We start from the raw sequence: 24,940 nt of genomic DNA, 5'->3' as shown, positions 1-24,940 counted from the left end.
GCGACTCGTAAAATGGAAAGGAAGCAAGATGAGCAAGCTGTACGTAGGATCTGAAGTCGGCCAACTAAGGCGAGTATTATTAAATCGCCCTGAAAGAGCCCTTACTCACCTCACTCCATCAAACTGTCATGAACTGCTGTTTGATGATGTGTTGGCAGTTGAGGCCGCTGGAGTCGAGCACGATGCCTTTGCGTCCACACTTCGCGATCAAGGTGTCGAAGTACTATTGCTGCATGACCTGTTGGTGGAAACACTCGCCGTAGCCGAAGCCAAACAGTGGCTTCTTGCTAACCAAATTTCAGATTTTCGCTACGGCCCTATCTTTGCGCGAAAACTAAGAGCGTATTTGGGTGATATGGATAATGAACACCTTGCCTCTATCCTACTTGGTGGTTTGGCCTATTCCGAATTGCCTATCCAGACCTCATCAATGTTACAGAAAATGAGCCGCCCACTGGATTTTGTCATAGAGCCTTTGCCTAACCATCTATTTACTCGTGACACGTCATGTTGGGTCTATGGGGGCGTCTCCCTCAACCCAATGATGAAACCTGCCCGTCAGCGTGAAACTAACCACCTGCGTGCGATTTACCGATGGCACCCAACGTTTGCTGGCCAAGATTTCATCCGTTACTTCGGTGATGAGGATCTTCATTACGACAACGCCAACATTGAGGGCGGCGATGTTTTGGTGATTGGCAATGGCGCGGTACTGATTGGCATCTCTGAGCGCACTACGCCACAAGGGGTCGAGAATCTCGCCGCTAACCTATTTAAAGCAGGTCAAGCAAAAGAGGTCATTGCCATTGATTTACCGAAACATCGTTCATGCATGCACCTTGACACCGTGATGACGCACATGGATGTGGATACTTTCTCGGTTTACCCTGAAATCATCAACAAATCCCTCGATACTTGGCGTTTAACACCTGACAATGATGGCATGATGAAAGCCGAGAAAGTGCCTAGCTATTTATCTGCTCTGGAAAAGGCTTTAGACATCGACCAACTCAAAATCATTACAACTGGTGGTGATAACTATGAGGCTGAGCGAGAGCAGTGGAATGACGCTAACAATGTGTTAACGGTGAAACCCGGCGTGGTCATTGGCTACGAACGCAACGTGTATACCAATGAAAAATATGATAAAGCTGGGATAACCGTATTGCCTATTCCTGGAAATGAGCTTGGCCGTGGCCGAGGAGGCGCTCGCTGTATGAGTTGCCCAATCGAACGTGATGGGTTGTAAAGAGAACCGTATTAAAGAAGGCCGAACTCGGTCTTTTTTCATCCTTTTTGAAAAAATAATTATTCACTTTTAAAGCATTTATATGTATAAAGTTAATAACTAAGCCAATTTAAAAAGGATCTGAAAATGGCATTTAATTTGCGCAATCGAAATTTTCTTAAGCTGCTCGACTTTACGCCGAAAGAAATTCAGTTTCTTCTTGATCTAGCTAAAGATCTTAAGGCCGCGAAATACGCCGGTACCGAACAAAAAAAACTCACCGGAAAAAACATTGCGCTCATTTTCGAGAAAGCCTCAACACGTACTCGCTGCGCCTTTGAAGTGGCAGCATTTGATCAAGGTGCTCAGGTATCTTACATCGGCCCTTCTGGCTCTCAAATTGGCCACAAAGAGTCAATGAAAGATACCGCTCGCGTTCTTGGACGTATGTACGACGGTATTGAATATCGCGGTTTTGGGCAAGACATCGTTGAAGTATTAGGCGAACATGCGGGTGTGCCTGTGTGGAACGGTTTGACCAATGAGTTTCACCCGACCCAAATTTTGGCCGACTTCCAAACCATGTTAGAGCATGGTAAAGGGAAACTGTTACATGAAATGACCTTTGCATACCTTGGTGATGCTCGCAATAACATGGGTAACTCATTGTTAGTAGGGGCAGCAAAAATGGGCATGAGCATCCGACTAGTGGCTCCGAAAGCATTTTGGCCAGAGCAAAAACTCATCGATCAGTGCCAACAGATTGCACAATCTACGGGTGCAAAAATCACCTTAACCGAGAACGTTGAAGAAGGCGTCCAGGGCTGTGATTTTCTCTATACCGATGTTTGGGTCTCAATGGGCGAATCGGCACAAGCTTGGGATGAGCGCGTAAAGTTGATGAAGCCGTATCAGGTCAACATGGATGTCATCAAAAAAACCGGCAACCCAGACGTGAAATTCATGCATTGCCTACCCGCCTTTCATGACGATCAAACCACGATCGGTAAGGAAATTTCAGAGAAATATGGCATGAAAGGGCTCGAAGTCAGCGACGATGTATTTGAGTCAGAACACTCCATTGTATTCGATGAAGCGGAAAACAGAATGCACACCATCAAAGCGGTCATGGTTGCAACTTTAGGCAATTAACAACACCGAAAGCTTTGACGTAATCGCTTGCGCTCAAAAAAGTTAAGAGTATAATTCTCAGCAATTTGTCTGAGGAGCAAGAAATGGTGCAAGCGACTTTACAGTCTGTTTTCGTAAAAGGTAAGTTCTCTACTTATCACGCACTGTTATCTATTCCTATCAAATTTTAAGCCTCCCATTATGGGGGGCTTTTTTATGGCTGTTAATTTAGGTTCACGTTTGACGAATAATAGGAAAGACGATCATGGCGAACACGCTCTATCAAAAGCACATAATCTCCATTCCCGAACTGACACGCGATGAGTTAGAACTTATCGTCAATACTGCGGGACAACTCAAAGCAGAACCACAACCTAATCTGATTAAAAACAAAGTGGTTGCCAGTTGCTTTTTTGAACCCTCAACGCGCACACGCCTTTCATTTGAAACGGCAATTCAACGTATCGGTGGAGATGTCATTGGCTTTGATAGCGGTGGCAACACCTCTCTAGCAAAAAAAGGGGAAACACTGGCCGATTCAGTGCAAGTGATCTCTTCTTACGTTGATGCCTTTGTTATGCGCCACCCTCAAGAAGGCGCTGCACGCTTAGCTTCTGAGTTCTCAAATGGAGTGCCTGTTATCAATGCGGGTGATGGTGCCAACCAGCACCCAACACAAACACTACTCGACCTATTCTCTATTGCAGAAACGCAAGGAAAGCTAGATGGCTTAAACGTAGCATTTGTCGGTGATTTGAAATATGGACGAACCGTCCACTCTTTAACTCAAGCGCTCGCCAAGTTCAATAACGTTCGCTTCTACTTTATAGCACCAGAAGCGTTGGCAATGCCTGATTATATCTGTGAGGAATTAGATGAAGCAGGCATTGAGTACAGCTTACATACCGATATGGAAAGCGTGATGCCTGAACTCGATATTTTGTATATGACTCGCGTGCAAAAAGAACGCTTTGACGAATCCGAATACACCCATATCAAATCAGCGTACATTCTCTCGGCTGCGACATTAAAGCACGCCAAAGCGAACTTGAAGGTACTGCACCCGCTGCCGCGTGTAGACGAAATTACGACAGATGTTGATGTCACGCCACATGCATACTATTTCCAACAAGCTGAAAACGGTGTCTATGCTCGTGAAGCATTATTAGCGCTTGTTTTAAATAAAACACTGTAATTGGGAGAAATGACAATGACAAAAGAAACACAACTGCAGGTCGAAGCAATCAAAAACGGCACGGTCATTGACCACATCCCCGCTAATATTGGCATCAAAGTGTTAAAACTTTTCGAAATGCACAAATCGAATCAGAGAGTTACGGTTGGCTTAAATCTGCCTTCTTCAGCGCTTGGCAGCAAAGATCTTCTCAAAATTGAGAACGTTTTTGTTAGCGAAGAGCAAGCCAACAAACTGGCACTTTACGCACCGCACGCAACGGTTAACCAAATCGAAGACTACCAGGTCAGCAAGAAATTGGCACTAGAGCTACCAAAAGTGATTAACGACGTGTTTGAGTGCCCTAACAGCAACTGCATTACGCATAATGAGCCAGTATCAAGTAGCTTTAGCGTAGTTGAGAAAAATGAGAACGTTCGACTCAAGTGCAAATATTGTGAGAAAGTTTACTCACGAGAAGTCGTCACTGAAAGATAATTGATCGTCATGTTTTCTAGCCTACCCTTTGATAGGCTTGATTTTTTGGCGCTCAAAAGGCAGTCTAACTGCTTGTTCTCCATTCAACATTGGAATTAGAAAATGACTAAAGTCCTTCATACTGAAGCAGCTCCAGCAGCAATTGGCCCTTATGTACAAGGTGTCGATCTCGGCAATATGGTGCTGACTTCTGGTCAGATCCCTGTAAACCCTGTGACTGGCGAAGTGTCTGAAGACATCGCAACACAGGCTCGACAGTCTCTTGAGAATGTAAAAGCCGTTGTAGAAGCTTCTGGCCTATCCGTGACCGACATTGTAAAAATGACGGTGTTTGTTAAAGACCTCAATGATTTTGGTACTGTAAACGAAGTGTATGGTAAGTTTTTTGACGAACACAACGTGGCAAACTACCCTGCCCGTTCGTGCGTTGAAGTCGCTCGCTTGCCTAAAGATGTGAAAATTGAAATTGAAGCGATTGCCGTTCGCAAATAGCTTGAGTAAGCAAACAGATACAAAAAAGGGTTGAATCATCAACCCTTTTTTTGATTATGTGTTTGCGTTGTTTCGCTGTGCGACCTCGTTATCGAGCTCTTCGAGTTTACTCTTCATTTGCTCGCGACAATCATTGGCCAACTTACGCACTTCCTCTTTTGAGTAGCCTTCGGTTGATACTGGCGGCATCATCTCAATGATAACGTGGCCATTATCCCAACGATTAAATTTCAGCTTATCAGTGCTACTGCACACGATCGGAACGATCGGCAGGTTAGCCCCCAATGCAGCGTGAAAAGCGCCCGTTTTGAAAGGTAATAAGCCACGACCTCGTGAACGAGTACCCTCTGGGAACATCCAAACTGACACTTGGCTTTGCTTGATTTGTTCAACCACTTGCTCGATGGTTCCCATCGCCTTACTGCGGTTAGCACGATCAATCAAAATATTACCCGTTAGCCAATACAACTGTCCAAACAGCGGCATCCACGCTAGGCTCTTTTTACCCACTGTCACTACATTAGGGGTAACAGCAGAAGAAACCGTAAAGATGTCCCAGTTATTTTGGTGATTAGCGATATAAATGTGCTGACCACGAGAATACGCATCTTCTGGCAATCTCAATTCAAGCTTGATGCCAAAGACTTTGGACATTTTTCCAAACAGTCGGCCAAAGGTAAATACGTGTTTTGGGTTTCGCGGACTCAGTAAGCAATACCCACAACCAAACACGAACATAACGATGGCAAAGATAGCCACTGCGATACAGCGGATGAGTGCTATCATTTTTGTACTCCGAAAACATTCAACAAAAAGCCGAAATTCAATGATTTCGGCTAAAGTTTAATAAGGTTAACTTTACTCAGATTCTCTAAAGCGCTCTATGTTTGCACCTAGAGCCGATAGCTTATCTTCGATTTTTTCGTACCCACGGTCGATGTGGTAAATACGATCAACGATAGTTTCACCTTTAGCTATACAACCTGCAATCACTAAGCTTGCGGATGCGCGAAGATCCGTAGCCATCACTTGTGCACCACTTAGGTGTTCTGAGTCACCACAAATCACGGTATTGCCTTCAATTTCAGCATGCGCGCCCATACGCATTAGCTCAGGAACATGCATGAAACGATTCTCAAAGATGTTCTCGGTAATAACGCCACCACCTTTCGACATCATATTAAGCAAGGTAAACTGTGCCTGCATGTCTGTCGGAAAGCCTGGATGAGGAGCAGTGCGAATAGACACCGCTTTTAGCTCACGTCCCGTCATGTCGAGTGAAATCCAGTCGTCACCCGTCTGTACGTCAGCGCCTGCTTCTTCAAGCTTTGCCAATACGGCTTCAAGTAGGTGTGCATTAGTATTTTTACACAGCACTTTACCGCCAGATACCGCTGCAGCAACCAAAAACGTACCAGTTTCGATACGATCCGCTACCACACGATGAGCACCACCACCCAGACGTTCAACGCCTTCAATGGTGATTGTATCTGTACCTGCGCCACTGATTTTCGCACCTAGTGTATTTAAGAAATTAGCAGTATCTTCAATTTCAGGCTCTCGAGCAGCATTGTCGAGCACCGTCTTTCCTTCTGCTAATGTCGCCGCGCACATGACAGTGATCGTGGCACCCACACTCACTTTGTCCATCACAATGTGAGCACCTTGCAAGCGGCCATTCACTTCGGCTTTCACGTAACCATCTTCTAGAGTGATGGTTGCGCCTAATTGTTCTAGGCCATGGATGTGCAAATCGACCGGTCTTGCACCGATCGCGCAGCCGCCTGGTAATGACACTTGACCTTTACCAAATCGAGCAACCAATGGTCCCAAAGCCCAAATAGATGCACGCATGGTTTTTACCAAATCGTACGGAGCACAATACTCATCAATACGGCTGCAATCTACCCAAACAGAACCATTGCGACGAACATCCGCACCGAGTCGCTTAAGCAACTCCATCGTGGTATCAATATCACGAAGGTGAGGAACATTACTGACCTCAACGGGCTCTTCGGCCAAAATAGAGGCAAATAAAATAGGAAGGGCAGCATTCTTAGCGCCAGATATCGTTACTTCGCCACACAGTGGCTGGTCTGAACCAATTACTCGAAACTTTTCCATCAAAAAACCTTACAGAGACATCAACTTCTTATCGCGTGCCCACTCTTCTGGAGTGTACGCTTTAATTGAAACCGCGTGGATGTCATTACGCTGAATATATTCCATCAGAGGACCATAAATAAGCTGCTGTTTTTTTACTCGGCTCATGCCGTCAAACTGCTTATCAACCGCAATCACTTCATAGTGACTGCCTTCGCCCTTAACCATCAATTCTTCTAGGTTGAGCGCGTTTTGTAATAATTCTTGTACTTGTGTGCTATCCACAAATCACTCCTAAATATGTTTCTCGATCAGTGACTCAACATTGCTCAACTGAATTAACGTCATCAGTTGCTCAGGCACGAAGCTGAGCATTATATGACAATTTTGACTTTTTGCATGCTCTATTAAGTGAATTAGCATCACCATTCCGGCAGAGTCTATGCGCTCAACCTTCTCAAGTGAGACCAAAAGCTCATTTTGCGCATATTTAAGCTGCTTGAGATCACGCCACAAAAGTGGCACGACCTCTCTGTCTAACTGGCCCGAGAAGCTTAGCATGTCATTGTTCAATACCCAGCTTTTCATCGAACTACTCATTCTGGCCACCCTCAAAGCGAACGTCGGCACCAGCCAAAGTTTCTAATTCCTTTGCCACCGAGAGGACCCCTTCTTGACGAATTTTCGCGTTCCATTCTGATTGTTTACTCGAGAGCAAACTGATGCCCTCAACAATCATGTCAAATGCTTTCCACTCACTGGTTTTCTTGTTTTTACGTAACTTAAATTCAAGGTTAATATTCGGTCGAGGCGCATCAATGATGATCACTTTAATGCCAACAATTAAACTCTTGTCAGTGATCGTTGGTTTTTTGCCAAAGACAATTTCCTGCCCAGTATACTGAGTAAGGACTTGCGCATACGCTGTGACTAAATAACCACGAAAAGCTTCGATAAAGGTCAAAACATCTTCTCGTTTAGCGCCCTTTAAGTTAGGCCCTAATAACTTTAGCGCGGCATATTTGTCATTGACGTAAGGCATCAGCTCTTCTTCAACAACCACTTTTAAATAATTGGGATCTTGTTGGATAAGGCTTTGCTCTTTCGCCAGACGCTCAAACGTCACCTTAGAGACGGTCTGCATCATGTCATAAGGCTGAGTCGAGTCTACCGTGCTGGCATTGACCGAGTAACTGGTCATGAGAAGCAGCGTAAACGCTACCTTGCAAATCAACGACTGCACCATCATTTGTCCCCCTCATCCGAACCACCTATGCTGTAGAGTACTTGGCCTATCATATCTTCAAGCACCAAAGCCGATTTGGTATCCTGGATAAGATCGCCATCAGCCAGGTAACCTTCATCGTCGAAAACAAAGCCTGGTACAAAGCCAATGTACTGCTCACCTATTAAACCCGAGGTCAAGATCTGAACACTCGACGTATCGGGAAAATTATCGTATTCACGACTAATTTCCATACTAACGGTTGGCAGGTAGTTCTCTTTCTCGAGACTGATTTCACTAACGCGACCAATGACCACGCCCCCTACTTTCACCGGAGAACGGACTTTTAAGCTGCCAATATTGTCGAAATGCGCTTTCAGAGTATAAGTATCGCGCGAACCCAAGCTCTTTACGTCAGCTACCTGAAAAATCATAAACAGGATTGCGCAAAAACCAATCAATACAAAACTGCCGACCCATAATTCCAATTTTCGTGTCTGCTGCATACTCTTCCCTAAAGTCTTACTAATTACCGAACATAAGTGCGGTGAGAATAAAATCCAACCCCAATACAGCCAAAGAGGAATGCACCACAGTCCTCGTTGTTGCTTGGCTTATCCCTTCTGATGTCGGAATACAATCGTAACCATTAAAGAGCGCTATCCAGGTCACTGTAACTGCAAAAAAAGTGCTTTTTATAAAGCTATTACCAATATCTCGCCCCAGCTCGACCGAGCTTTGCATCGCTGACCAGAAGCTTCCATGGTCGATCCCCTTCCAGTCAACACCAACTAGCTGTCCTCCCCATATACCCACAGCGATAAAAATCATCGCCAGCAATGGCATCGAAATGACGCCAGCCCAGAACCTTGGTGCGACTACGCGCTTTATTGGGTCCACCGCCATCATTTCTAAACTGGATAGTTGCTCGGTGGCTTTCATCAACCCAATCTCTGCGGTTAATGCAGAACCTGCTCGTCCAGCAAACAATAAAGCGGTGACCACCGGACCGAGCTCTCTTAACAAAGAGAGCGCCACCATTTGACCAAGACTGCCCTCCGCACCGTAATCCACCAGCACCACGTAGCCTTGTAGGCTCAATACCATGCCGATAAACAGACCAGAAACGAGAATAATCGCCAATGATTGAACACCAACGCTGTACAGCTGTTTTATCAGCAATGGAAAGGCTTTAACCGGATCGGGTTTGGAAACGATCGCTCCGAACAATAAGAATGTTGCTTTACCCCAGGAACGACATAGGGCTAAGCTGCGTTTACCAAGCTGCTGTACCACATCCATAAACATAATCAGAACAGCTCCTTTTCAATCGCTTGTGCCGGGTGCCTAAATGGAACCGGGCCATCGGCGTTTCCTTGTAAGAACTGCTGGACTCTGGGATCGTCGTTTTCACGTAACGATTGAGGCGTTCCGTGAGCAACAACCTTACCATCGGCCAACAAATACACATTGTCAGCAATGGACATCACCTCAGGTACATCGTGAGAGACGATAATTGACGTTAAATTTAGCGCTTGGTTTAGCTGACGAATTAAAGTCACCAATACCCCCATAGTAATAGGATCCTGGCCGACAAAAGGTTCATCGTACATGATAAGTTCAGGATCAAGGGCGATAGCTCTTGCCAGCGCGGCGCGGCGCGCCATACCGCCCGACAATTCACTAGGCATCAACTGCGCCGCCCCTCGTAATCCAACTGCTTCCAATTTTAATAACACTAAGGTTTTGATAAGTTGCTCGTCAAGTTGGGTATGTTCACGAATGGGGAATGCGACATTGTCAAACACCGTTAAATCGGTAAACAGCGCCCCTGATTGAAACAGCATACTCATTTTTTTTCGGACTTTATAAAGAGCGCTGCGCGACAAGGTTGGAATATCACTTTGCTCAAACCAAATATGCCCCGAATCTGGCAGCAATTGCCCGCCAATAAGGCGTAGCAGGGTGGTTTTACCTATGCCGGATGGCCCCATAATAGCGGTGATTTTGCCTTTTGGTACACACAAAGACACTTCATCAAAGATCTTGCGTTCGCCTCTCGTGAACGAGAGCTTTTCCATTCTAACCAAGTCCTTGTTTGGCATACGCTTCCCATATCTTTGCATCAAGATGAACATCTATTCTTCAATCATAAGGATAGACGCTGTGAATTAAAAGCTTCAACACATTTTTTACAACGAGCTCAAATTAGGACCAAAATTTCAACAACTTGCCTGTAACAACAGTATCAAGAATAGTAACTACACGAAATTATCAGAGTATTGTTATAAATTATTGATTGAATCACTTCCCTTTTAAGATTCAAAGCGTCAAAATTAGCGGTTAATTATCCCCCCATCAGCGTTGTTAGGAATAGTCATGCTCGAAGCAGTTGCGTTTCTTATTATTGGATTGGTCTTCTTAGTTTGGAGTGCCGATAAATTAGTCTATGGTGCAGCGGCATTAGCGCGTAACTTCGGGATCTCTCCACTGATCATCGGGATGACCATTTTGGCCATGGGCTCGTCAGCTCCCGAAATGATGGTATCAGCTACCGCCGCATTAGATGGCAAAACCGATACCGCTGTGGGCAACGTGTTGGGCTCTAATATTGCCAACATTGCCTTGATCTTGGGTATTACGGCACTAATCAAACCATTGTCTATTTCTTCGGCCGTATTGCGTCGAGAATTCCCTCTGATGATTGCCGTTACCGTCCTGGCTGGGGTTCTGCTCTGGGACAGCCACCTGGGTTATTATGAAGGCATTGTCTTGTTTGTTCTGTTCGCTCTGTTTATTTTGATGATGTTGAAGATCAGCAAATCCGAACAAGCTGCTGGCGATGCGTTACTCGAAGAACAAGAATCAGAAGTTCCGGAAGGTGTAAGCAACAGAAAGGCTATTATGTGGTGCGTGATCGGTATTATTGTACTGCCACTTGCTGCCGACCGTCTGGTCGGAAGTGCCGTCGTTATTGCTCAATACTTTGGCATGAGCGACCTGGTGATAGGCCTAACCATTATTGCGATTGGTACCAGCTTGCCAGAACTGGCCGCTTCTCTTGCTGGTGTGCTTAAAGGTGAAGATGACATGGCTGTCGGCAATATTATTGGCTCGAATGTATTTAATATCCTTGCCGTCATGGGAATACCAGGCATTCTTAATCCATCAATTTTGAGTGAACATGCGATGGGGCGTGATTTTTGGGTCATGCTTGGGGTTTCGTTATTATTGGTTGTCATGGCACTTGGCAAATCCAAAAGCATCAATCGCATTGAGGGTGGTATTCTTACCTTATGCTTTTTGGGCTACCAAATTTATCTATTTACCAACATGTCAGCGTAAGGAACCAAGCAAATGAGTTCATTCGATTTCTGCACTGCAGGTAAGGCCGTTCTCCAAACTGAGATCGGCGCTCTTCAACACATAGAGCAGTACTTCAACGCAGACTTTGAAAACGCATGCCAGAAGTTGCTGGCCAATCCAGGCAAAGTCATCGTCATGGGCATGGGAAAATCAGGTCACATTGCCAGGAAGATGGCGGCAACCTTTGCCAGTACGGGCACTTCTGCTTTTTTTGTCCATCCAGGTGAGGCCGCGCATGGCGACCTTGGTATGGTTGAAGCGGGTGACATCGTGATCGCGATATCGAACTCTGGCGAATCTGGTGAAATTCTTGCTTTGTACCCGGTACTCAAACGTCTTGGTATTGTGATCATTAGTATGACCGGCAAGCCCAAGTCAACTATGGCTCGCTTATCTAATTTGCACTTGCAAATCACAGTCCCAGAAGAGGCGTGTCCTCTTGGCCTTGCACCGACATCAAGTACGACTGCGACCTTGGTCATGGGCGATGCGATGGCCGTTGCGCTGCTGCAAGCGCGTGGTTTCACTGCTGAAGATTTTGCATTGTCACACCCTGGTGGTGCGCTGGGACGAAAATTACTGCTAAAATTGGAAAACATTATGCATTCGGGTGAGGCATTGCCGACCGTGCATCCTGATGCTTTGGTCAAAGATGCCCTTTTGGAAATTTCTCAAAAAGGCCTGGGGATGACGGCGATTGTCGACCAAGACCAAAGGCTGCTAGGTATTTTTACCGATGGTGATTTACGTCGAATCCTAGACAAGCGTATCGATATTCACAGCGCCTTAATTGGCGATGTCATGACCCAAAATCCAGCCACCGCATCGCCAAACATGTTGGCAGCGGAAGGGCTCAATTTAATGCAATCAAAGAGTATCAATGGCCTCTTGTTGCTTGAAGAAGGTAAAGTGGTTGGCGCGTTAAACATGCATGATTTGCTTAAAGCAGGAGTCGTATAACAATGAACCCGAGAACCCAAACCATCTATGGTGATGTGGATTCCACTGTCTATCAGACTGCTGCTAATATTCGCCTGTTAATTTGTGATGTGGATGGCGTGTTTTCTGACGGCTTGATTTACATGGGAAATCAAGGTGAAGAGCTCAAAACTTTCCACACCAGAGATGGTTATGGTGTTAAAGCACTCATGAATTCAGGTGTTGAAGTCGCCATCATTACTGGGCGTAAGTCTGATATTGTTGAAAACAGAATGCGCGCACTAGGGATTTCACTGATCTACCAAGGACAAGACGACAAAATCAAAGCGTATCGAGATATTTGTTCGAAATTAAATATCTCTGCAGAACAAACTGGCTACATCGGCGACGATCTTATCGACTGGCCAGTCATGGAGCAAGTTGCGCTTCGAGTCTGCGTCGCTGATGGTCACCCACTGCTGGCAAGCAAAGCCAACTTTGTGACTCGCACTCCAGGTGGAAGGGGCGCTGTACGAGAAGTTTGTGACCTCATCTTAGAAGCCAAAGGGGAACTTGAGAGCCACAAAGGCCTCAGTATATGAGTATGTCTCGGGTAATCTACACTATTCTTATCGCCATATCCGCTGGATGTGGTTATTATCTGTACACCAAAGCCCCAGAAAAAGTGATTAACATACTGCCAAATGTCGAATTTCCGGCATTTAGTGGCACGATGGTGGATAGCGTCTCTTATACCGAATCAGGAACACGCAGTTACACCATTATTTCGAGTGAACTGGAAAATTTTGCCAAGCAAGGCATCACCGTATTTCAAGAACCGATACTCAAGATCTACGTAGAAGGCGTGACACAAGAGTGGGAAATCTCAGCGGATAAGGCCATTCTCGGTGAGGACGAGGTACTCACCTTATATAACAATGTACTGGCTGAGAACTTACTGCCCGAGTCCGCATTTGATACTTTATCGACAGTACAAATGAGTATAAAACTCACTAACCGTGATTTTTGGACCGATAATACGGTCACACTCTTAGGCCCACAATTCACGACAGTTGGACAGGCAATGAAAGGAAACTTTGCCGATAACACGGCTGTCTTATTCAACCATGTAAAAGGTAAATATGAAACTATCACACCTTAGCCTTTTGTTTTGTTTAACTCTTTCGGCTAATGCAGTGGCATTATCGACAGACTCAGAACAACCGGTCTATATCGATTCTGACTCTCAACATCTGGATATGAAGAGCAATAAAGTCACATTCATAGGCGATGTAAAGTTAAAGCAAGGCAGCATCAATATAAACGCAGATAAAGTGATAGTATTTCGCCATGCAGAAACAGGTACCATCGAAATCATTGAAGGCTATGGCGACGTTGCGACGTTCTCTCAACTTACCGACGATGGAAAGACCTTGTACGGTGAAGCCATGGAGCTTTACTACGTGTTAAAAGACGATCAGTTAACCATGATCAATAAAGCCATGCTGTCACAAGATGACTCCATTATTCGTGGCTCGAAGATCCGTTACAAAATCACGTCGCAAAAATTGATTGCTGATGGCAGCTCAAAAGAACGAGTATCGACCGTTTTACAGCCCCAGCAAGCACCGGAATAAGAGTTAATATTTTATGGCACTGTTAAAAGCAAGCCACTTAGCAAAAAGCTACAAAAATCGTAAAGTTGTTTCTGATGTCAGCTTGCAAGTGGAATCAGGACAAATTGTTGGACTGCTCGGACCTAATGGTGCCGGTAAAACAACCTCTTTCTATATGATTGTTGGGTTGGTTGCTCGCGACGAGGGCAAGATCAGTATCGATGATAAAGACATCAGTATCCTACCGATGCATAGCCGCGCAAAGATGGGCATTGGCTACCTGCCACAAGAAGCCTCCATTTTTAGAAAACTGAGCGTAGAACATAACATTATGGCGGTACTAGAAACTCGTAACGAGTTATCGCCAGAAGAGCGCCAAGATAAGCTTGAAGATTTACTCGAAGAATTCAATATTCAGCACATTCGAAAAAGTGCAGGTATGGCTTTGTCCGGAGGCGAACGTCGTCGTGTCGAAATCGCCCGAGCACTGGCTGCGAACCCACAGTTCATTCTACTCGATGAACCTTTTGCCGGAGTCGACCCCATTTCGGTTATCGATATCAAGAAAATTATCGAGCACCTTCGAGATCGAGGTTTAGGGGTACTAATTACCGACCACAATGTTCGCGAAACCCTTGATGTATGTGAAAAAGCTTACATTGTAAGTCAAGGGCATCTTATCGCTGAAGGTTCTCCGGAAGATGTTCTCAATAATGAACATGTAAAACAAGTTTATCTCGGTGAACAATTCAGACTATGATTTAATAGAGCTGTAAAGAATTCAATAATAGGCCAACAACACTGCATGAAACCCTCACTACAACTCAAGCTAGGTCAACAGTTAGCAATGACACCGCAACTGCAGCAAGCCATTCGTTTGCTGCAGCTGTCTACACTCGATTTGCAACAAGAAATACAAGAAGCTTTGGATTCCAACCCATTGTTGGAGGTAGAAGAGGGTCAGGAAGAGTCGCCTAACAACGATGAAAAAACGGAGTCTACTAGCACAAAAGACGAGGCCGTTGAAATTAGTGTGGAACTTGGTGAGCCTGAGCCTAAAGACAGTTCTGAACTGATTGAATCTTCAGAGATTTCCAACGAACTAGAGATCGACACTACATGGGAAGATGTCTATAGCGCTAACACGGGCAATACGGGTATTGCCTATGATGACGATTTACCTGTTTATCAGGGGGAAACCACTCAGTCACTGCACGACTATTTAACTTGGCAACTCGATCTCACTCCGTTCAGTGACACCGACCGAGCTATCGCTCTGGCCATCATCGATGCCATCGATGACTATGGCTACTTATCGGTGAGCTGTGAGGATATTCTTGAGAGTGCCGATATTGAAGATCTTGAGTTGGATGAAGTTGAAGCGGTTCGTAAACGCATTCAACAATTTGACCCTCTCGGTGTTGCATCTCTAAATTTACAAGATTGCCTACTACTGCAATTAGTCACCTTTCCAGAAGATACTCCTTGGTTAAGCGAAGCTCGCACAGTGCTTAGTGATCACATCGATCAATTAGGTAATCGAGATTACAAACTCATCATCAAAGAGACTAAGCTTAAAGAAGCGGAACTTCGTGAAGCGTTAGCACTGATTCAGCAACTCGATCCTCGCCCTGGAAGTAAAATTACGCCAGACGAAACCGAGTATGTTGTGCCTGATGTGTCTGTTTTCAAAGATCGTGGAAAGTGGGTGGTGAGTATCAATCCAGATAGCGTACCAAGACTGAAAGTTAACCAACAATACGCTCAATTGGGTACGGGTAATAGTGCCGATAGCCAATATATCCGCTCAAACCTGCAAGAGGCGAAATGGTTAATTAAAAGCTTAGAAAGCCGCAACGATACCCTGTTAAAAGTGGCTCGATGCATTGTTGAGCATCAGCATGATTTCTTTGAGTTTGGCGAAGAAGCCATGAAGCCAATGGTGCTCAATGATGTTGCAATGGATGTCGAAATGCATGAATCAACCATCTCGCGTGTCACAACCCAGAAATTTATGCATACGCCACGCGGCATATTTGAATTAAAGTATTTTTTCTCAAGCCATGTCTCTACTGACAATGGCGGAGAGTGCTCATCGACAGCGATTCGAGCACTGATCAAAAAGCTTGTTGCTGCGGAAAACTCAGCCAAGCCATTGAGCGATAGTAAAATCGCAGCTCAACTAGCTGACCAAGGGATTCAGGTTGCGAGAAGAACGATAGCAAAGTACCGAGAATCATTGGGCATTGCCCCTTCAAGTCAGCGCAAACGCCTACTTTAAGGCCAACAACCTAGAAGGAAAGTCTATGCAAATTCAAATTAAAGGCCATCACGTCGATCTAACTGAGTCAATGCAAGACTATGTTCACAGTAAATTCCAAAAACTTGAGCGCTTTTTTGATCACATCAGCAACGTTCACGTTATTTTAAAAGTTGAAAAACTAAACCAAATAGCAGAAGCTACCCTCCACGTAAGTCAAGGTGAGATCCACGCGACCGCCAATGATGAAAACATGTATGCTGCCATTGACTCTCTAGTAGACAAACTTGTCAGACAGCTCAATAAGCACAAAGAAAAACTAAGTAGCCACTAAAAATGCAATTAAGTGAAGTATTATCATTGGACTGCACCAAAAGTGCAGTCCAATGCACAAGTAAAAAACGAGCACTTGAGCTTATCAGTGAAATCGCCGCCGAGCACACTAACCAAAGTTCAACTGAATTGTTTGAATGTATGCTAGGCCGTGAAAAAGTAGGCAGTACGGGTATCGGTAACGGTATTGCGATTCCTCATGCTCGTATGCAATCTAGTGATAAAGCCATCGCCGTGCTTTTGCAATGTCAACAACCCATCGAATTTGATGCCATCGATAACCGCCCTGTCGATCTATTATTTGCCCTTTTGGTTCCAGATGCTCAATGTAAAGAACACCTTAAAACGTTGTCTTGCATGGCTGAAAGGCTTAATGACAAAAGCATCCTTAAACAGCTCCGCAGCGCGCAAAGCGACCAAGAGCTCTACGACATCATGACCAATCATTAACAGAATTTATTGAGGGGCCATCATGCGATTAGTTGTAGTTAGCGGATATTCCGGCGCAGGAAAAAGTGTTGCACTTCGAGTCCTCGAGGATTCTGGGTATTATTGTGTCGACAACTTGCCCGTCGATTTATTGGAACAGTTTGTTGCTACGACTCAAAACACTCAGCAAAGTGTGGCCGTCAGTATAGACATTCGTAACCTGCCAGATAATTTAAACCTGCTTTCCAAGCGCCTCGAAGAGCTAGCTCAATCTCATGACTTGAAACTGCTTTTCCTTGACGCAGAAAAAAACACTTTGCTCACTCGCTATAGTGAAACTCGTCGAATTCACCCTCTTTCTCAGCGTGAGGAAAAGCTCTCGCTAGAACAGGCTATCGACCTTGAAAGGCAGTTACTGACCCCAATCAAAGAAGAAGCGGACTTAATTCTCGACAGCACAAATCAGTCAATCCATGATTTAAGCGAACGTATTCGCGTCGAACTCGAAGGGAAAGGAAAGCGCGATCTGGTCATGGTCTTTCAGTCATTTGGCTTTAAGTACGGCGCACCACACGATGCGGACTATATTTTTGATGTGCGTTTTTTGCCTAACCCGCATTGGCAGCCAGATCTCAGGCCGTTAACAGGACTCGATGCTCCGATAAAGTCTTTTCTGGAAAGCCACCAAGATGTCATCAAGCTTAAACTCGACATTCAAAACTTTATCGAACGTTGGTTGCCTTTGTTAGAAAAAAACAACCGAAGCTATCTAACGGTGGCAATAGGCTGTACTGGCGGCAAGCACCGCTCTGTGTATCTAACGCAACAAATTGGCGAATACTTCCAACAACTCGGCCATCAAGTCAAAATTCGTCATGCTTCCCTAGAGCGCCATTCTAGCTAGCTTTGCCACAGGAGCCTTTTGTGCAAATCTCTCGTTCTGTATTGATTCAAAACCGACTGGGCTTACACGCCCGTGCCGCCGTCAAACTGGTTGAGCTCGCACAAAGCTTTGACGCTGTCATCACGGTTCGCAATAACGAAGAAAAAGAAGCCACTGCCGATAGCGTAATGGGTCTACTGATGCTCGAGTCAGCCCAAGGTGAAACCATTACCATTAAAGTGGAGGGTTGTGAGGCAGAGCCAGCCATCAATGCGGTCTGTGAACTGATTGAACATCGTTTTGATGAAGATGAGTAATCCATTTCTCTTTTCTAACGCTCTATACTCCTAGTATTGAGAATTTTTCCACTCTTTTCACAAGTTATTATTAATTACACGTTAGAATTAAGATAACATTCAATATATTAAAAGCAGTTTTAGGATTAGGGGGAATGAATGGCAGAGCAATTAGAATTCGACCAAGCTCACCAAACCCTCCAAGAAGTCAGTGAAGCACTCGAAAACGGTCGCTTCGTGCATGTTCGACGTCAGCTCCAAGACATGGAGCCAGAAGACATTGCCCACCTCCTGGAAGCATCACCAAGAAAAAGCCGTGAAGTTTTATGGCAACTTACCGATCCCGAAGATTACGGTGAAATCCTAGATGAACTGAATGAGGACGTCAAAGACGCCATCGTTTCCAAAATGGCACCGGAGAAGCTAGCAGAAGCAACGGAAGGCATGGACACCGATGACGTGGCCTATGTCCTGCGTAGCTTGCCTGATGATGTCTCTCGTGAAGTGCTCTCGCAAATGGACAGCGCTGACCGACTCAGAGTCGAAACAGCGCTCTCCTACCCAGAGGACACGGCCGGCGGTATTATGAATACCGACGTAATTACTATTCGTGGTGACGTTGATGTTGACGTAGTGTTACGCTACCTGCGTATGCGTGGTGAGTTGCCAGAGGCGACTGACGCGCTTTACGTCATCGATGAAGAAAGCATGCTTATCGGTCATTTATCTCTTTCAACGATTCTCACTACCCAACCAGACATTAAAGTCTGTGATGTGATGGATGACGCCGACGAAGCGATTCACGTCGAAACCAGCGATTCAGACGTAGCTTCTTTGTTCGAACGTCGTGATTGGGTTTCAGCTCCCGTTGTGGATAGCGAACACCATCTCGTGGGTCGTATCACCATCGATGACGTTGTTGATATCATCAGAGAAGATGCTGAGCACTCGATGATGAGCATGGCGGGTATGGATGACGATGAAGATACCTTCGCCCCTGTGGTCAAATCAGCGCGTCGCCGAAGTATCTGGTTAGCTGCCAATGTATTGGCTGCCCTTGCCGCGGCTTCGGTCTCTAATATGTTTGAAGCCACTCTTGATCAAATGGCGGCGATCGCGGTATTGATGACCATCGTGCCGTCCATGGGTGGTGTGGCCGGTAATCAGACCGTGGCACTTGTCATCCGAGGCCTGGCACTCGGTCATATCGGTGACAGTAACAAGAAAGAACTGCTTTACAAAGAGGCCGCCATCGGCCTACTCAACGGTATACTTTGGGCTGCGATTATCGGCGGTATCGTCATAGTATGGAAAGGCAATTGGATGCTCGGCGGCATCATTTCTGCGGCGATGCTCACAAACTTGCTGATTGCAGGGATTGCTGGTGTAACCATCCCTATTTTGCTTAAGAAACTCAATATCGATCCAGCTCTCGCGGGCGGCATGGCATTAACAACGATCACCGATGTCATTGGTCTATCGGTATTTTTAGGGCTTGCTACCATCATGATCAGTTAACGCATTTAGCAATAAGACGCAAAAAAACGCCACTTCAACGAAGTGGCGTTTTTTATTATGCAAAGAAGATCACTCGGTTAATCTCCGGCCACCTTCAACGACTCAATCAAAATCGAACCCGTCTGAATTTGCGATCGCGTTTCCACATCGCTGCCAACGGCAACAATACTCTTAAAAATCGTCTCAAGGTTTCCTGCGATGGTAATTTCTGACACCGGATACTGAATCTGGCCATTTTCAACCCAGAATCCAGCGGCGCCTCGAGAGTAGTCACCCGTAACAATATTTACGCCCTGCCCCATCACTTCGGTAACGAGTAAACCCGTACCCAATTGAGCTAACATTTGTTCAAAGTTTTGCCCAGATGACGCCACATACCAGTTGTGAATACCACCAGCATGCCCAGTTGGAGTCATGTTCAGTTTTCTTGCGGCATAACTGGTCAGCAAATACGTCGCGAGCTTACCATCAGTAATAATCGACATGTCTTTGGTTTGAACCCCTTCACTATCAAATGGGCTCGACGCGAGGCCACGCAGGACATGAGGTTTCTCTTCAATTGAGAACCAATCCGGCAAGATTTTCTCACCCAATTTATCGAGTAAAAATGAAGATTTTCGATATAGGTTGCCACCGCTTATTGCCATAACAAGGTGACCCAGTAAACCTGTTGCGACTTCTGCAACAAACATCACAGGGTATTGACCGGTCTTTAACTTATGCGGATTAAGACGCTCGACCGTCTTCTGAGCTGCAATTTGACCGACAGTCGCCGGAGCCCAAAGATCATCACGATGACGAGAAAGCGTATAGCTATAATCACGCTCCATATTGCCATCGCGATCTTCACCGATCACACTGCAACTCAGGCTATGACGACTTGATGGGTAGCTCACCAGCAAACCATGGCTATTGCCGTAGACCTTTAAGCCATAATGGCTATCATAGCTTGCACCGTCACTTTGCTTTATTTGGTCACTAAAATCTAAAGCCGCTTGTTCCGCTTCAATGGCTTTTTGAGCGGCGCTATCAGGATCAGGTTCATCAGGATGAAAGAGATCCAAATCAGGGACACTTTTGACCATTAATTCTTTCGGCGCAGGTCCAGCGAATGGGTCTTCAGACGTATATTGAGCGATGTCCAGTGCCGCAGCGACCGTTTGTTCAATTGCTTTTTCACTCAAGTCAGAAGTTGAAGCACTGCCCTTCTTCTGGCCGCGATAAACGGTAATGCCCAGCGCACCATCACTATTAAACTCGACATTTTCGACCTCACACATGCGTGTTGAAACACTGAGCCCTGTACTCTTAGTAATTGCTACTTCTGCAGCGTCGGCACTAAGAGAAGCCATCTCCAGCGCTTTTGCAACGGCGGCTTCAAGCTCCACTTTCTGTTGAGCAACTTGCTGTTTTACGTCCATAGTCCATCTAGCTGTTCTGATTTAATTATGACTTAGGATAACAAGGTTTTCGCTTTCTCCCCACAATTCTTGCTAAAATAGACAATATTCGTAATGAGATAGTGATATAGGCAAAAAGATGGCCCGTAAAAATCAGAAAGCCCCATGGGAAGAAGAAGAAGAAATCATCTGGGTTAGTAGAACCGAGATGAAGAATGACATGGAAGAACTGCAAAAGCTCGGTGAAGAGCTAGTGGCCTTAAAGCCGGCTGTTTTAGAAAAGTTCCCTCTTAGTGACGAGCTAAGGGAAGCGATTAAAGATGCACAACGCTTTAAAAATGAAGCCAAGCGTCGCCAACTGCAATATATCGGTAAAGTCATGCGAAACGTTGATCCTGAACCTATTCAGGCTGCGCTAGACAAGGTCCGAAACAAGCACTCACAAGCAACGGCAGCACTGCATAAGCTAGAAGTGCTTCGTGAGCGCATTGTCGATGAAGGCGACCAAGCCATCAGCGATGCGCTTGAACTATACCCAAATCTTGACAGACAGCGCTTACGTCAGCTGGCACGTCAGGCTGCTAAAGAGAAAAAAGCGAATAAACCTGCCAAAGCTTATCGTGAGATTTTTCAGGTATTGAAAACCGAAGAAGAGCAAGAGATATAACCAACACCGGATATTAACCCTGTTGTTCTAGTGTGCAGCTCGCACAAAGCGGCAAAGCTCCGCGTTGTGGTGCTGCACATCCAACTCCTCTACCGCCCCTTGGTATTCCACTTTTCCATTCGCTAGATACGCGATGTCGGTCGCAATTGCTCTGGCATCACTAAGGTGGTGGGTCACCATCACAATGGTCAGCGCTTGCTCTTGAGCCAATTGCTGAACCACAGTCAACATTTCCTTTCTTAGTATCGGGTCAAGTGCTGAAAAGGGCTCATCGAGCAACCACAATTTATGAGGCTGAACAAAGCAGCGAGCCAACGCCACCCGTTGTTTCTGACCGCCAGAGAGCTGAGAAGGAAGACGCTTTAGGTGCTCGGCCAGTCCCACTTTCTTCGCAGCGTGCTGCACTTGCATCCATTGGTCATTATTGAGGCGGAGCCCTGGGTTCAATCCCAAAGCAATGTTCTGCTCCACCGTTAAATGTTCAAACAGATTGTATTCTTGAAATAGCATCGCCACAGGACGCTGATGTGGCGCCATAGCCAAAATCGGTTGCCCAGCGATGGTAATGTCTCCTGAAGTCGGCTGACAAAAGCCGGCAACTAAACTCAATAGCGTCGATTTTCCAGCTCCGCTTGGACCGATTACTGCAAGGATTGCCCCCGCTTTAACGGATAAAGAAAACTCAAATTCGTCTTGTTGATAACAGTACTGAATACGATCAAGTCTTAGCATCTTGCGCCCTTCTTGCTAGCATGTTTTCCAACATTGAAAATGTCCCGACACTGATGAGCAGTAGTACCAGTGAAACCACCGCAGCGGCCTCCATCTGATAACTGCCCAACAGCTGATACAAATACAATGGCAATGTATTGAAGTTTTGACTACCGAACAAAGCAATCACGGTAAGATCGCCAATAGACAGCACAAAGCTGATTGAAAATGCGTGGATGAGTGGCATTCTGAGCGCATACCACTCCATTAATAGAAATCGCCGCACGCCACGCATGCCTAACGACTGCCACAAAAGGTGATATTGTTTTGCATGCAGTAGCATCGGTTGATTTAGCGATTTAATCACATAAGGCAGCGCCATCAGTGCGTTAACCACAATAACCACAAACAGCGCTAGGCTAAATACATCGGTAAACTGTCGCAACAATAAAAACGTCCCAGTGCTAACCACCAGGCTAGGTGTCACTAAAATAATGGTTCCCATTAGCTCGACCGGCTCTGCAACTCTATTTGCCTGCTTCAGGCGCAGGGCGCGGCTGGAATTTAAGATCAATACCCCGCACAACAACGCTAGACTAGCTGAGATCGTGGCGATCTGTAGCGAAGACAACAACGCTTGCCAGAATTTGTTATCTTGTAATACCTGCCAGGTAATCGAATTGAGACCTGATATCAAGACCATGGCCAGCGGTGGCGCTACCAGCAGCATAGCCAATACGATCCACGACCAATCCCAAAGCTTGGCCCGCAAGCTATCTTGATAATTGACCATGGGCTGAGTTTGATGAGTAACGCTACTGGTCGTTTGCCGTGCGAAACGGTGTATAAACAACACCAAGCCCGCACAAATAACCATTTGCCATAACGCCAAAATCGCACCTGTTTGCAAATCAAAGTCGAATTTAATTGCCTGATAGATAGCGAGCTCAATTGTGGTCGCCTTAGGGCCGCCCCCAAGTGCCATTACCGTTGCGAAGCTCGTAAAGCAAAGCATAAACACCAATCCAACAATATGAGGAAGGTGCTCGCGAAGGCGAGGCCATTCGATTAACCGAAAAACTTGCCAGCGATTCATTCCAAGGTGACTTGCCAATTGCCTCTGCTCCATAGGGATCCCTTCTATGCTTTGCAGCAGTAATCTTGTTGCGAATGGCAAATTAAAGAACACGTGTGCAAGCAAAATTCCGTTAAGACCGTAAATGGAGAAAGACCACTCCCCTCCCCAATAGTGGACAAGACTCGCTAGCACACCTTGGTTGCCATAAACAGCGAGTACGCCAAATACCCCAACGAGAACGGGCAGCACTAAAGTAGATGCGCAGAATTTTAAAAACAAGGCTCGTCCGGGGAAGTGGCGACACGACAATGCCTGCGCCACTGGGATGGCTAAGCCCACACTCAACACAGTAGACACCGTCGCTTGGTAAAAGCTGAACTGAGTAACATGTAGGTAATAAGGGTCACTTAAAGTGCTAAAGACATCGCCAACGGAGGCGTAACCCATCAAAGCCCAAAGCGCACTAGAAACAAACATAGCGATACCAGTCACGGTCACAATGCCCGCTTTAGGGGTTTTAATCACATGGACTCCTAATAAGAAGGGCTGCCAATGACAGCCCTGAGTATTCCAATAAGGTGGCGCTAGTTAATAAGCGCACCTTGCCACTCACGGATCCAGGCTTTGCGCCCTTTGGCGACTTCATCTGGAGATAACGACAAGGCTTGGGCTGGAATAGACAAGCTACCAAACCCTTCAGGTAACTCAACATCGGTTACCGGGTACATCCAGTTTCCTGTAGGAATTTGCGATTGGAACTCTTTGCTCAACACAAATTGTAAAAACTGATCAGCCAGATCGGATTGCTTTGTCGTTGATACTTTAGCAGCAACTTCTATTTGAGTGTAGTGACCTTCAGAAAAGTCTGCACTGGCAAACTTATCATCCTGCTCAGCAATCAAATGGTAAGCTGGCGACGTAGTATAGGACAGCACCATATCGGCTTCACCTTTCAAAAACATCGAGTAAGCTTCAGACCAACCTTTGGTTACCGTCACTGTTTTTGTCGCTAGCTGCTGCCATGCATCGCTCGATTGCTCACCAAAAACCGACTTCATCCATAGCAACAGACCTTGGCCAGGCGTTGAAGTTCGCGGATCTTGATAGATAATATTGAGATCATTTCGACTCTCCACTAACTCTTTTAAACTTGTTGGTGGATTAGCCACTTTTTCTTTATTGTAAACAAAAGCAAAATAGCCGTAGTCAAAAGGAATGAAGGTGTCATCATGCCATCCACCGGGAACACGGATATCGTCAGTTTTGACCGCATGCTTTGCAAGAAGCCCTGTTTTTTTTGCTTCCACAATAAGGCTGTTATCCAGGCCTAATACAACGTCAGCTTTGGTCGAATCTCCCTCTAGGCGAAGGCGGTTTAATATCGACACTCCGTCATCAAGCGCAACAAAGTTAAGTTCGCACTCGCATTGCGCTTCAAAAGATTTCTCGATTGCAGGTCCTGGACCCCAGTCAGAAGCGAAAGAGCTATAAGTGTATACCGTCAAAGTTTGCGGTGCAGCGATAGCGGTGGCACTTGCCCCTAGGGTCAGTGCACAAAAAGAAAGTAATGGGTGTGTCTTCACAGAGTCTATCCTTAGTCGTTGTATCAGATCC

General features: G+C 45.7%; 30 protein-coding genes. 18 read left to right on the top strand and 12 right to left on the bottom strand.

All coding sequences use genetic code 11. The features are described from left to right. Positions 1-28 precede the first annotated feature (28 nt). The 5 genes from arcA (at position 29) to LNL84_RS16085 (ending at position 4,523) form a co-directional block, all read left to right on the top strand. Positions 29-1,249 (top strand): arginine deiminase, encoded by a 1,221-nt coding sequence (gene arcA / locus LNL84_RS16105; RefSeq protein ID WP_244358603.1) that lies wholly within the window; start codon positions 29-31, stop codon positions 1,247-1,249. A 126-nt stretch (positions 1,250-1,375) separates the two neighbouring features. Then, the gene (gene argF, locus LNL84_RS16100; protein WP_244358602.1) at positions 1,376-2,380 is read left to right on the top strand and encodes an ornithine carbamoyltransferase; all 1,005 of its coding nucleotides are present in this window, start codon (positions 1,376-1,378) and stop codon (positions 2,378-2,380) included. Positions 2,381-2,624: 244 nt separating this feature from the next. Beyond that, entirely contained in the window at positions 2,625-3,554 is a 930-nt protein-coding gene (pyrB, locus tag LNL84_RS16095) for an aspartate carbamoyltransferase (RefSeq protein ID WP_244358601.1), read from the top strand. A 15-nt stretch (positions 3,555-3,569) separates the two neighbouring features. After that, complete coding sequence (gene pyrI, locus LNL84_RS16090; protein ID WP_244358600.1) at positions 3,570-4,031, top strand: aspartate carbamoyltransferase regulatory subunit; 462 nt, start codon at positions 3,570-3,572, stop codon at positions 4,029-4,031. Between the two features lie 102 nt (positions 4,032-4,133). Then, positions 4,134-4,523, top strand: a complete 390-nt coding sequence (locus LNL84_RS16085; protein ID WP_244358599.1) for a RidA family protein — start codon at positions 4,134-4,136, stop codon at positions 4,521-4,523. A 54-nt stretch (positions 4,524-4,577) separates the two neighbouring features. Here LNL84_RS16085 and LNL84_RS16080 read toward each other — a convergent pair whose 3' ends face one another. The 8 genes from LNL84_RS16080 to mlaF all read right to left on the bottom strand — a co-directional run bounded on the left by LNL84_RS16080 (position 4,578) and on the right by mlaF (position 9,956). Next, the gene (locus LNL84_RS16080) at positions 4,578-5,309 is read right to left on the bottom strand and encodes a 1-acylglycerol-3-phosphate O-acyltransferase (RefSeq protein ID WP_244358597.1); all 732 of its coding nucleotides are present in this window, start codon (positions 5,307-5,309) and stop codon (positions 4,578-4,580) included. 72 nt (positions 5,310-5,381) lie between these two features. Beyond that, positions 5,382-6,647 carry a UDP-N-acetylglucosamine 1-carboxyvinyltransferase gene (murA, locus tag LNL84_RS16075; RefSeq protein ID WP_244358595.1) on the bottom strand — a complete coding sequence of 422 codons (1,266 nt, stop codon included), beginning with the start codon at positions 6,645-6,647 and terminating at the stop codon, positions 5,382-5,384. Positions 6,648-6,656: 9 nt separating this feature from the next. After that, positions 6,657-6,911, bottom strand: a complete 255-nt coding sequence (ibaG, locus tag LNL84_RS16070) for a BolA family iron metabolism protein IbaG (RefSeq protein WP_244358594.1) — start codon at positions 6,909-6,911, stop codon at positions 6,657-6,659. Positions 6,912-6,920: 9 nt separating this feature from the next. Continuing rightward, entirely contained in the window at positions 6,921-7,226 is a 306-nt protein-coding gene (locus LNL84_RS16065; protein WP_244358592.1) for an STAS domain-containing protein, read from the bottom strand. Further along, the gene (locus LNL84_RS16060) at positions 7,219-7,827 is read right to left on the bottom strand and encodes an ABC transporter substrate-binding protein (RefSeq protein ID WP_425244324.1); all 609 of its coding nucleotides are present in this window, start codon (positions 7,825-7,827) and stop codon (positions 7,219-7,221) included. Before LNL84_RS16060 ends, LNL84_RS16065 begins: the two co-directional genes overlap by 8 nt. A 44-nt stretch (positions 7,828-7,871) precedes the next feature. Then, positions 7,872-8,357: an outer membrane lipid asymmetry maintenance protein MlaD gene (mlaD, locus tag LNL84_RS16055; RefSeq protein ID WP_244358591.1), complete on the bottom strand. Its 486-nt coding sequence runs from the start codon at positions 8,355-8,357 to the stop codon at positions 7,872-7,874. A 19-nt stretch (positions 8,358-8,376) separates the two neighbouring features. Next, complete coding sequence (gene mlaE, locus LNL84_RS16050) at positions 8,377-9,159, bottom strand: lipid asymmetry maintenance ABC transporter permease subunit MlaE (RefSeq protein WP_244358589.1); 783 nt, start codon at positions 9,157-9,159, stop codon at positions 8,377-8,379. A gap of 2 nt (positions 9,160-9,161) precedes the next feature. Then, positions 9,162-9,956 carry a phospholipid ABC transporter ATP-binding protein MlaF gene (mlaF, locus tag LNL84_RS16045; RefSeq protein WP_244358587.1) on the bottom strand — a complete coding sequence of 265 codons (795 nt, stop codon included), beginning with the start codon at positions 9,954-9,956 and terminating at the stop codon, positions 9,162-9,164. 274 nt (positions 9,957-10,230) lie between these two features. On the opposite strand from mlaF, the gene LNL84_RS16040 reads away from it, so the two are divergent. From LNL84_RS16040 to mgtE, 12 genes are all read left to right on the top strand, one after another. Then, positions 10,231-11,196, top strand: a complete 966-nt coding sequence (locus tag LNL84_RS16040; protein ID WP_244358584.1) for a calcium/sodium antiporter — start codon at positions 10,231-10,233, stop codon at positions 11,194-11,196. A 12-nt stretch (positions 11,197-11,208) separates the two neighbouring features. Beyond that, a complete protein-coding gene (locus tag LNL84_RS16035; RefSeq protein ID WP_244358582.1) occupies positions 11,209-12,177 on the top strand; it encodes a KpsF/GutQ family sugar-phosphate isomerase in 969 nt (322 codons plus the stop codon). Between the two features lie 2 nt (positions 12,178-12,179). Then, positions 12,180-12,737, top strand: coding sequence for a 3-deoxy-manno-octulosonate-8-phosphatase KdsC (kdsC, locus tag LNL84_RS16030; RefSeq protein WP_244358580.1), 558 nt, complete (start codon positions 12,180-12,182; stop codon positions 12,735-12,737). Then, positions 12,734-13,297 carry an LPS export ABC transporter periplasmic protein LptC gene (gene lptC / locus LNL84_RS16025; RefSeq protein WP_244358578.1) on the top strand — a complete coding sequence of 188 codons (564 nt, stop codon included), beginning with the start codon at positions 12,734-12,736 and terminating at the stop codon, positions 13,295-13,297. Before kdsC ends, lptC begins: the two co-directional genes overlap by 4 nt. Then, a complete protein-coding gene (gene lptA, locus LNL84_RS16020) occupies positions 13,278-13,772 on the top strand; it encodes a lipopolysaccharide transport periplasmic protein LptA (protein ID WP_244358576.1) in 495 nt (164 codons plus the stop codon). The genes lptC and lptA overlap by 20 nt, the downstream gene beginning before the upstream one ends. A gap of 13 nt (positions 13,773-13,785) precedes the next feature. Further along, positions 13,786-14,511 carry an LPS export ABC transporter ATP-binding protein gene (gene lptB, locus LNL84_RS16015; RefSeq protein WP_244358574.1) on the top strand — a complete coding sequence of 242 codons (726 nt, stop codon included), beginning with the start codon at positions 13,786-13,788 and terminating at the stop codon, positions 14,509-14,511. Between the two features lie 45 nt (positions 14,512-14,556). Next, positions 14,557-16,032 carry an RNA polymerase factor sigma-54 gene (locus tag LNL84_RS16010; RefSeq protein WP_244358572.1) on the top strand — a complete coding sequence of 492 codons (1,476 nt, stop codon included), beginning with the start codon at positions 14,557-14,559 and terminating at the stop codon, positions 16,030-16,032. A 25-nt stretch (positions 16,033-16,057) separates the two neighbouring features. Further along, positions 16,058-16,345: a ribosome hibernation promoting factor gene (gene hpf / locus LNL84_RS16005; protein WP_244358570.1), complete on the top strand. Its 288-nt coding sequence runs from the start codon at positions 16,058-16,060 to the stop codon at positions 16,343-16,345. A 2-nt stretch (positions 16,346-16,347) separates the two neighbouring features. Continuing rightward, the gene (ptsN, locus tag LNL84_RS16000; RefSeq protein WP_244358568.1) at positions 16,348-16,794 is read left to right on the top strand and encodes a PTS IIA-like nitrogen regulatory protein PtsN; all 447 of its coding nucleotides are present in this window, start codon (positions 16,348-16,350) and stop codon (positions 16,792-16,794) included. Between the two features lie 22 nt (positions 16,795-16,816). After that, positions 16,817-17,677, top strand: a complete 861-nt coding sequence (gene rapZ, locus LNL84_RS15995) for an RNase adapter RapZ (RefSeq protein WP_244358566.1) — start codon at positions 16,817-16,819, stop codon at positions 17,675-17,677. Between the two features lie 20 nt (positions 17,678-17,697). After that, the gene (locus tag LNL84_RS15990; RefSeq protein ID WP_244358564.1) at positions 17,698-17,973 is read left to right on the top strand and encodes an HPr family phosphocarrier protein; all 276 of its coding nucleotides are present in this window, start codon (positions 17,698-17,700) and stop codon (positions 17,971-17,973) included. A gap of 138 nt (positions 17,974-18,111) precedes the next feature. Beyond that, positions 18,112-19,470, top strand: a complete 1,359-nt coding sequence (gene mgtE, locus LNL84_RS15985) for a magnesium transporter (RefSeq protein WP_244358563.1) — start codon at positions 18,112-18,114, stop codon at positions 19,468-19,470. 77 nt (positions 19,471-19,547) lie between these two features. On the opposite strand, the gene pmbA is transcribed toward mgtE, so the two are convergent. Then, entirely contained in the window at positions 19,548-20,891 is a 1,344-nt protein-coding gene (pmbA, locus tag LNL84_RS15980) for a metalloprotease PmbA (protein ID WP_244358562.1), read from the bottom strand. Positions 20,892-21,009: 118 nt separating this feature from the next. Here pmbA and yjgA point away from each other — a divergent pair, with 118 nt between their 5' ends. Then, positions 21,010-21,537, top strand: coding sequence for a ribosome biogenesis factor YjgA (yjgA, locus tag LNL84_RS15975; protein ID WP_244358561.1), 528 nt, complete (start codon positions 21,010-21,012; stop codon positions 21,535-21,537). Positions 21,538-21,564: 27 nt separating this feature from the next. On the opposite strand, the gene thiQ is transcribed toward yjgA, so the two are convergent. From thiQ to thiB, 3 genes are read right to left on the bottom strand one after another with little or no spacing between them, the layout of a single operon-like run. Beyond that, positions 21,565-22,269: a thiamine ABC transporter ATP-binding protein gene (thiQ, locus tag LNL84_RS15970; RefSeq protein WP_244358559.1), complete on the bottom strand. Its 705-nt coding sequence runs from the start codon at positions 22,267-22,269 to the stop codon at positions 21,565-21,567. Further along, the gene (gene thiP, locus LNL84_RS15965; protein WP_341829464.1) at positions 22,256-23,851 is read right to left on the bottom strand and encodes a thiamine/thiamine pyrophosphate ABC transporter permease; all 1,596 of its coding nucleotides are present in this window, start codon (positions 23,849-23,851) and stop codon (positions 22,256-22,258) included. Before thiP ends, thiQ begins: the two co-directional genes overlap by 14 nt. A 59-nt stretch (positions 23,852-23,910) precedes the next feature. After that, entirely contained in the window at positions 23,911-24,876 is a 966-nt protein-coding gene (gene thiB / locus LNL84_RS15960; protein WP_244358643.1) for a thiamine ABC transporter substrate binding subunit, read from the bottom strand. Positions 24,877-24,940 lie beyond the last annotated feature (64 nt).

It is taken from the genome of Vibrio gelatinilyticus, assembly GCF_022836845.1.
In the GTDB taxonomy this organism is placed as follows: Bacteria; Pseudomonadota; Gammaproteobacteria; order Enterobacterales; family Vibrionaceae; genus Vibrio; species Vibrio gelatinilyticus.
This window is presented reverse-complemented; position numbering and strand designations above follow the sequence as displayed.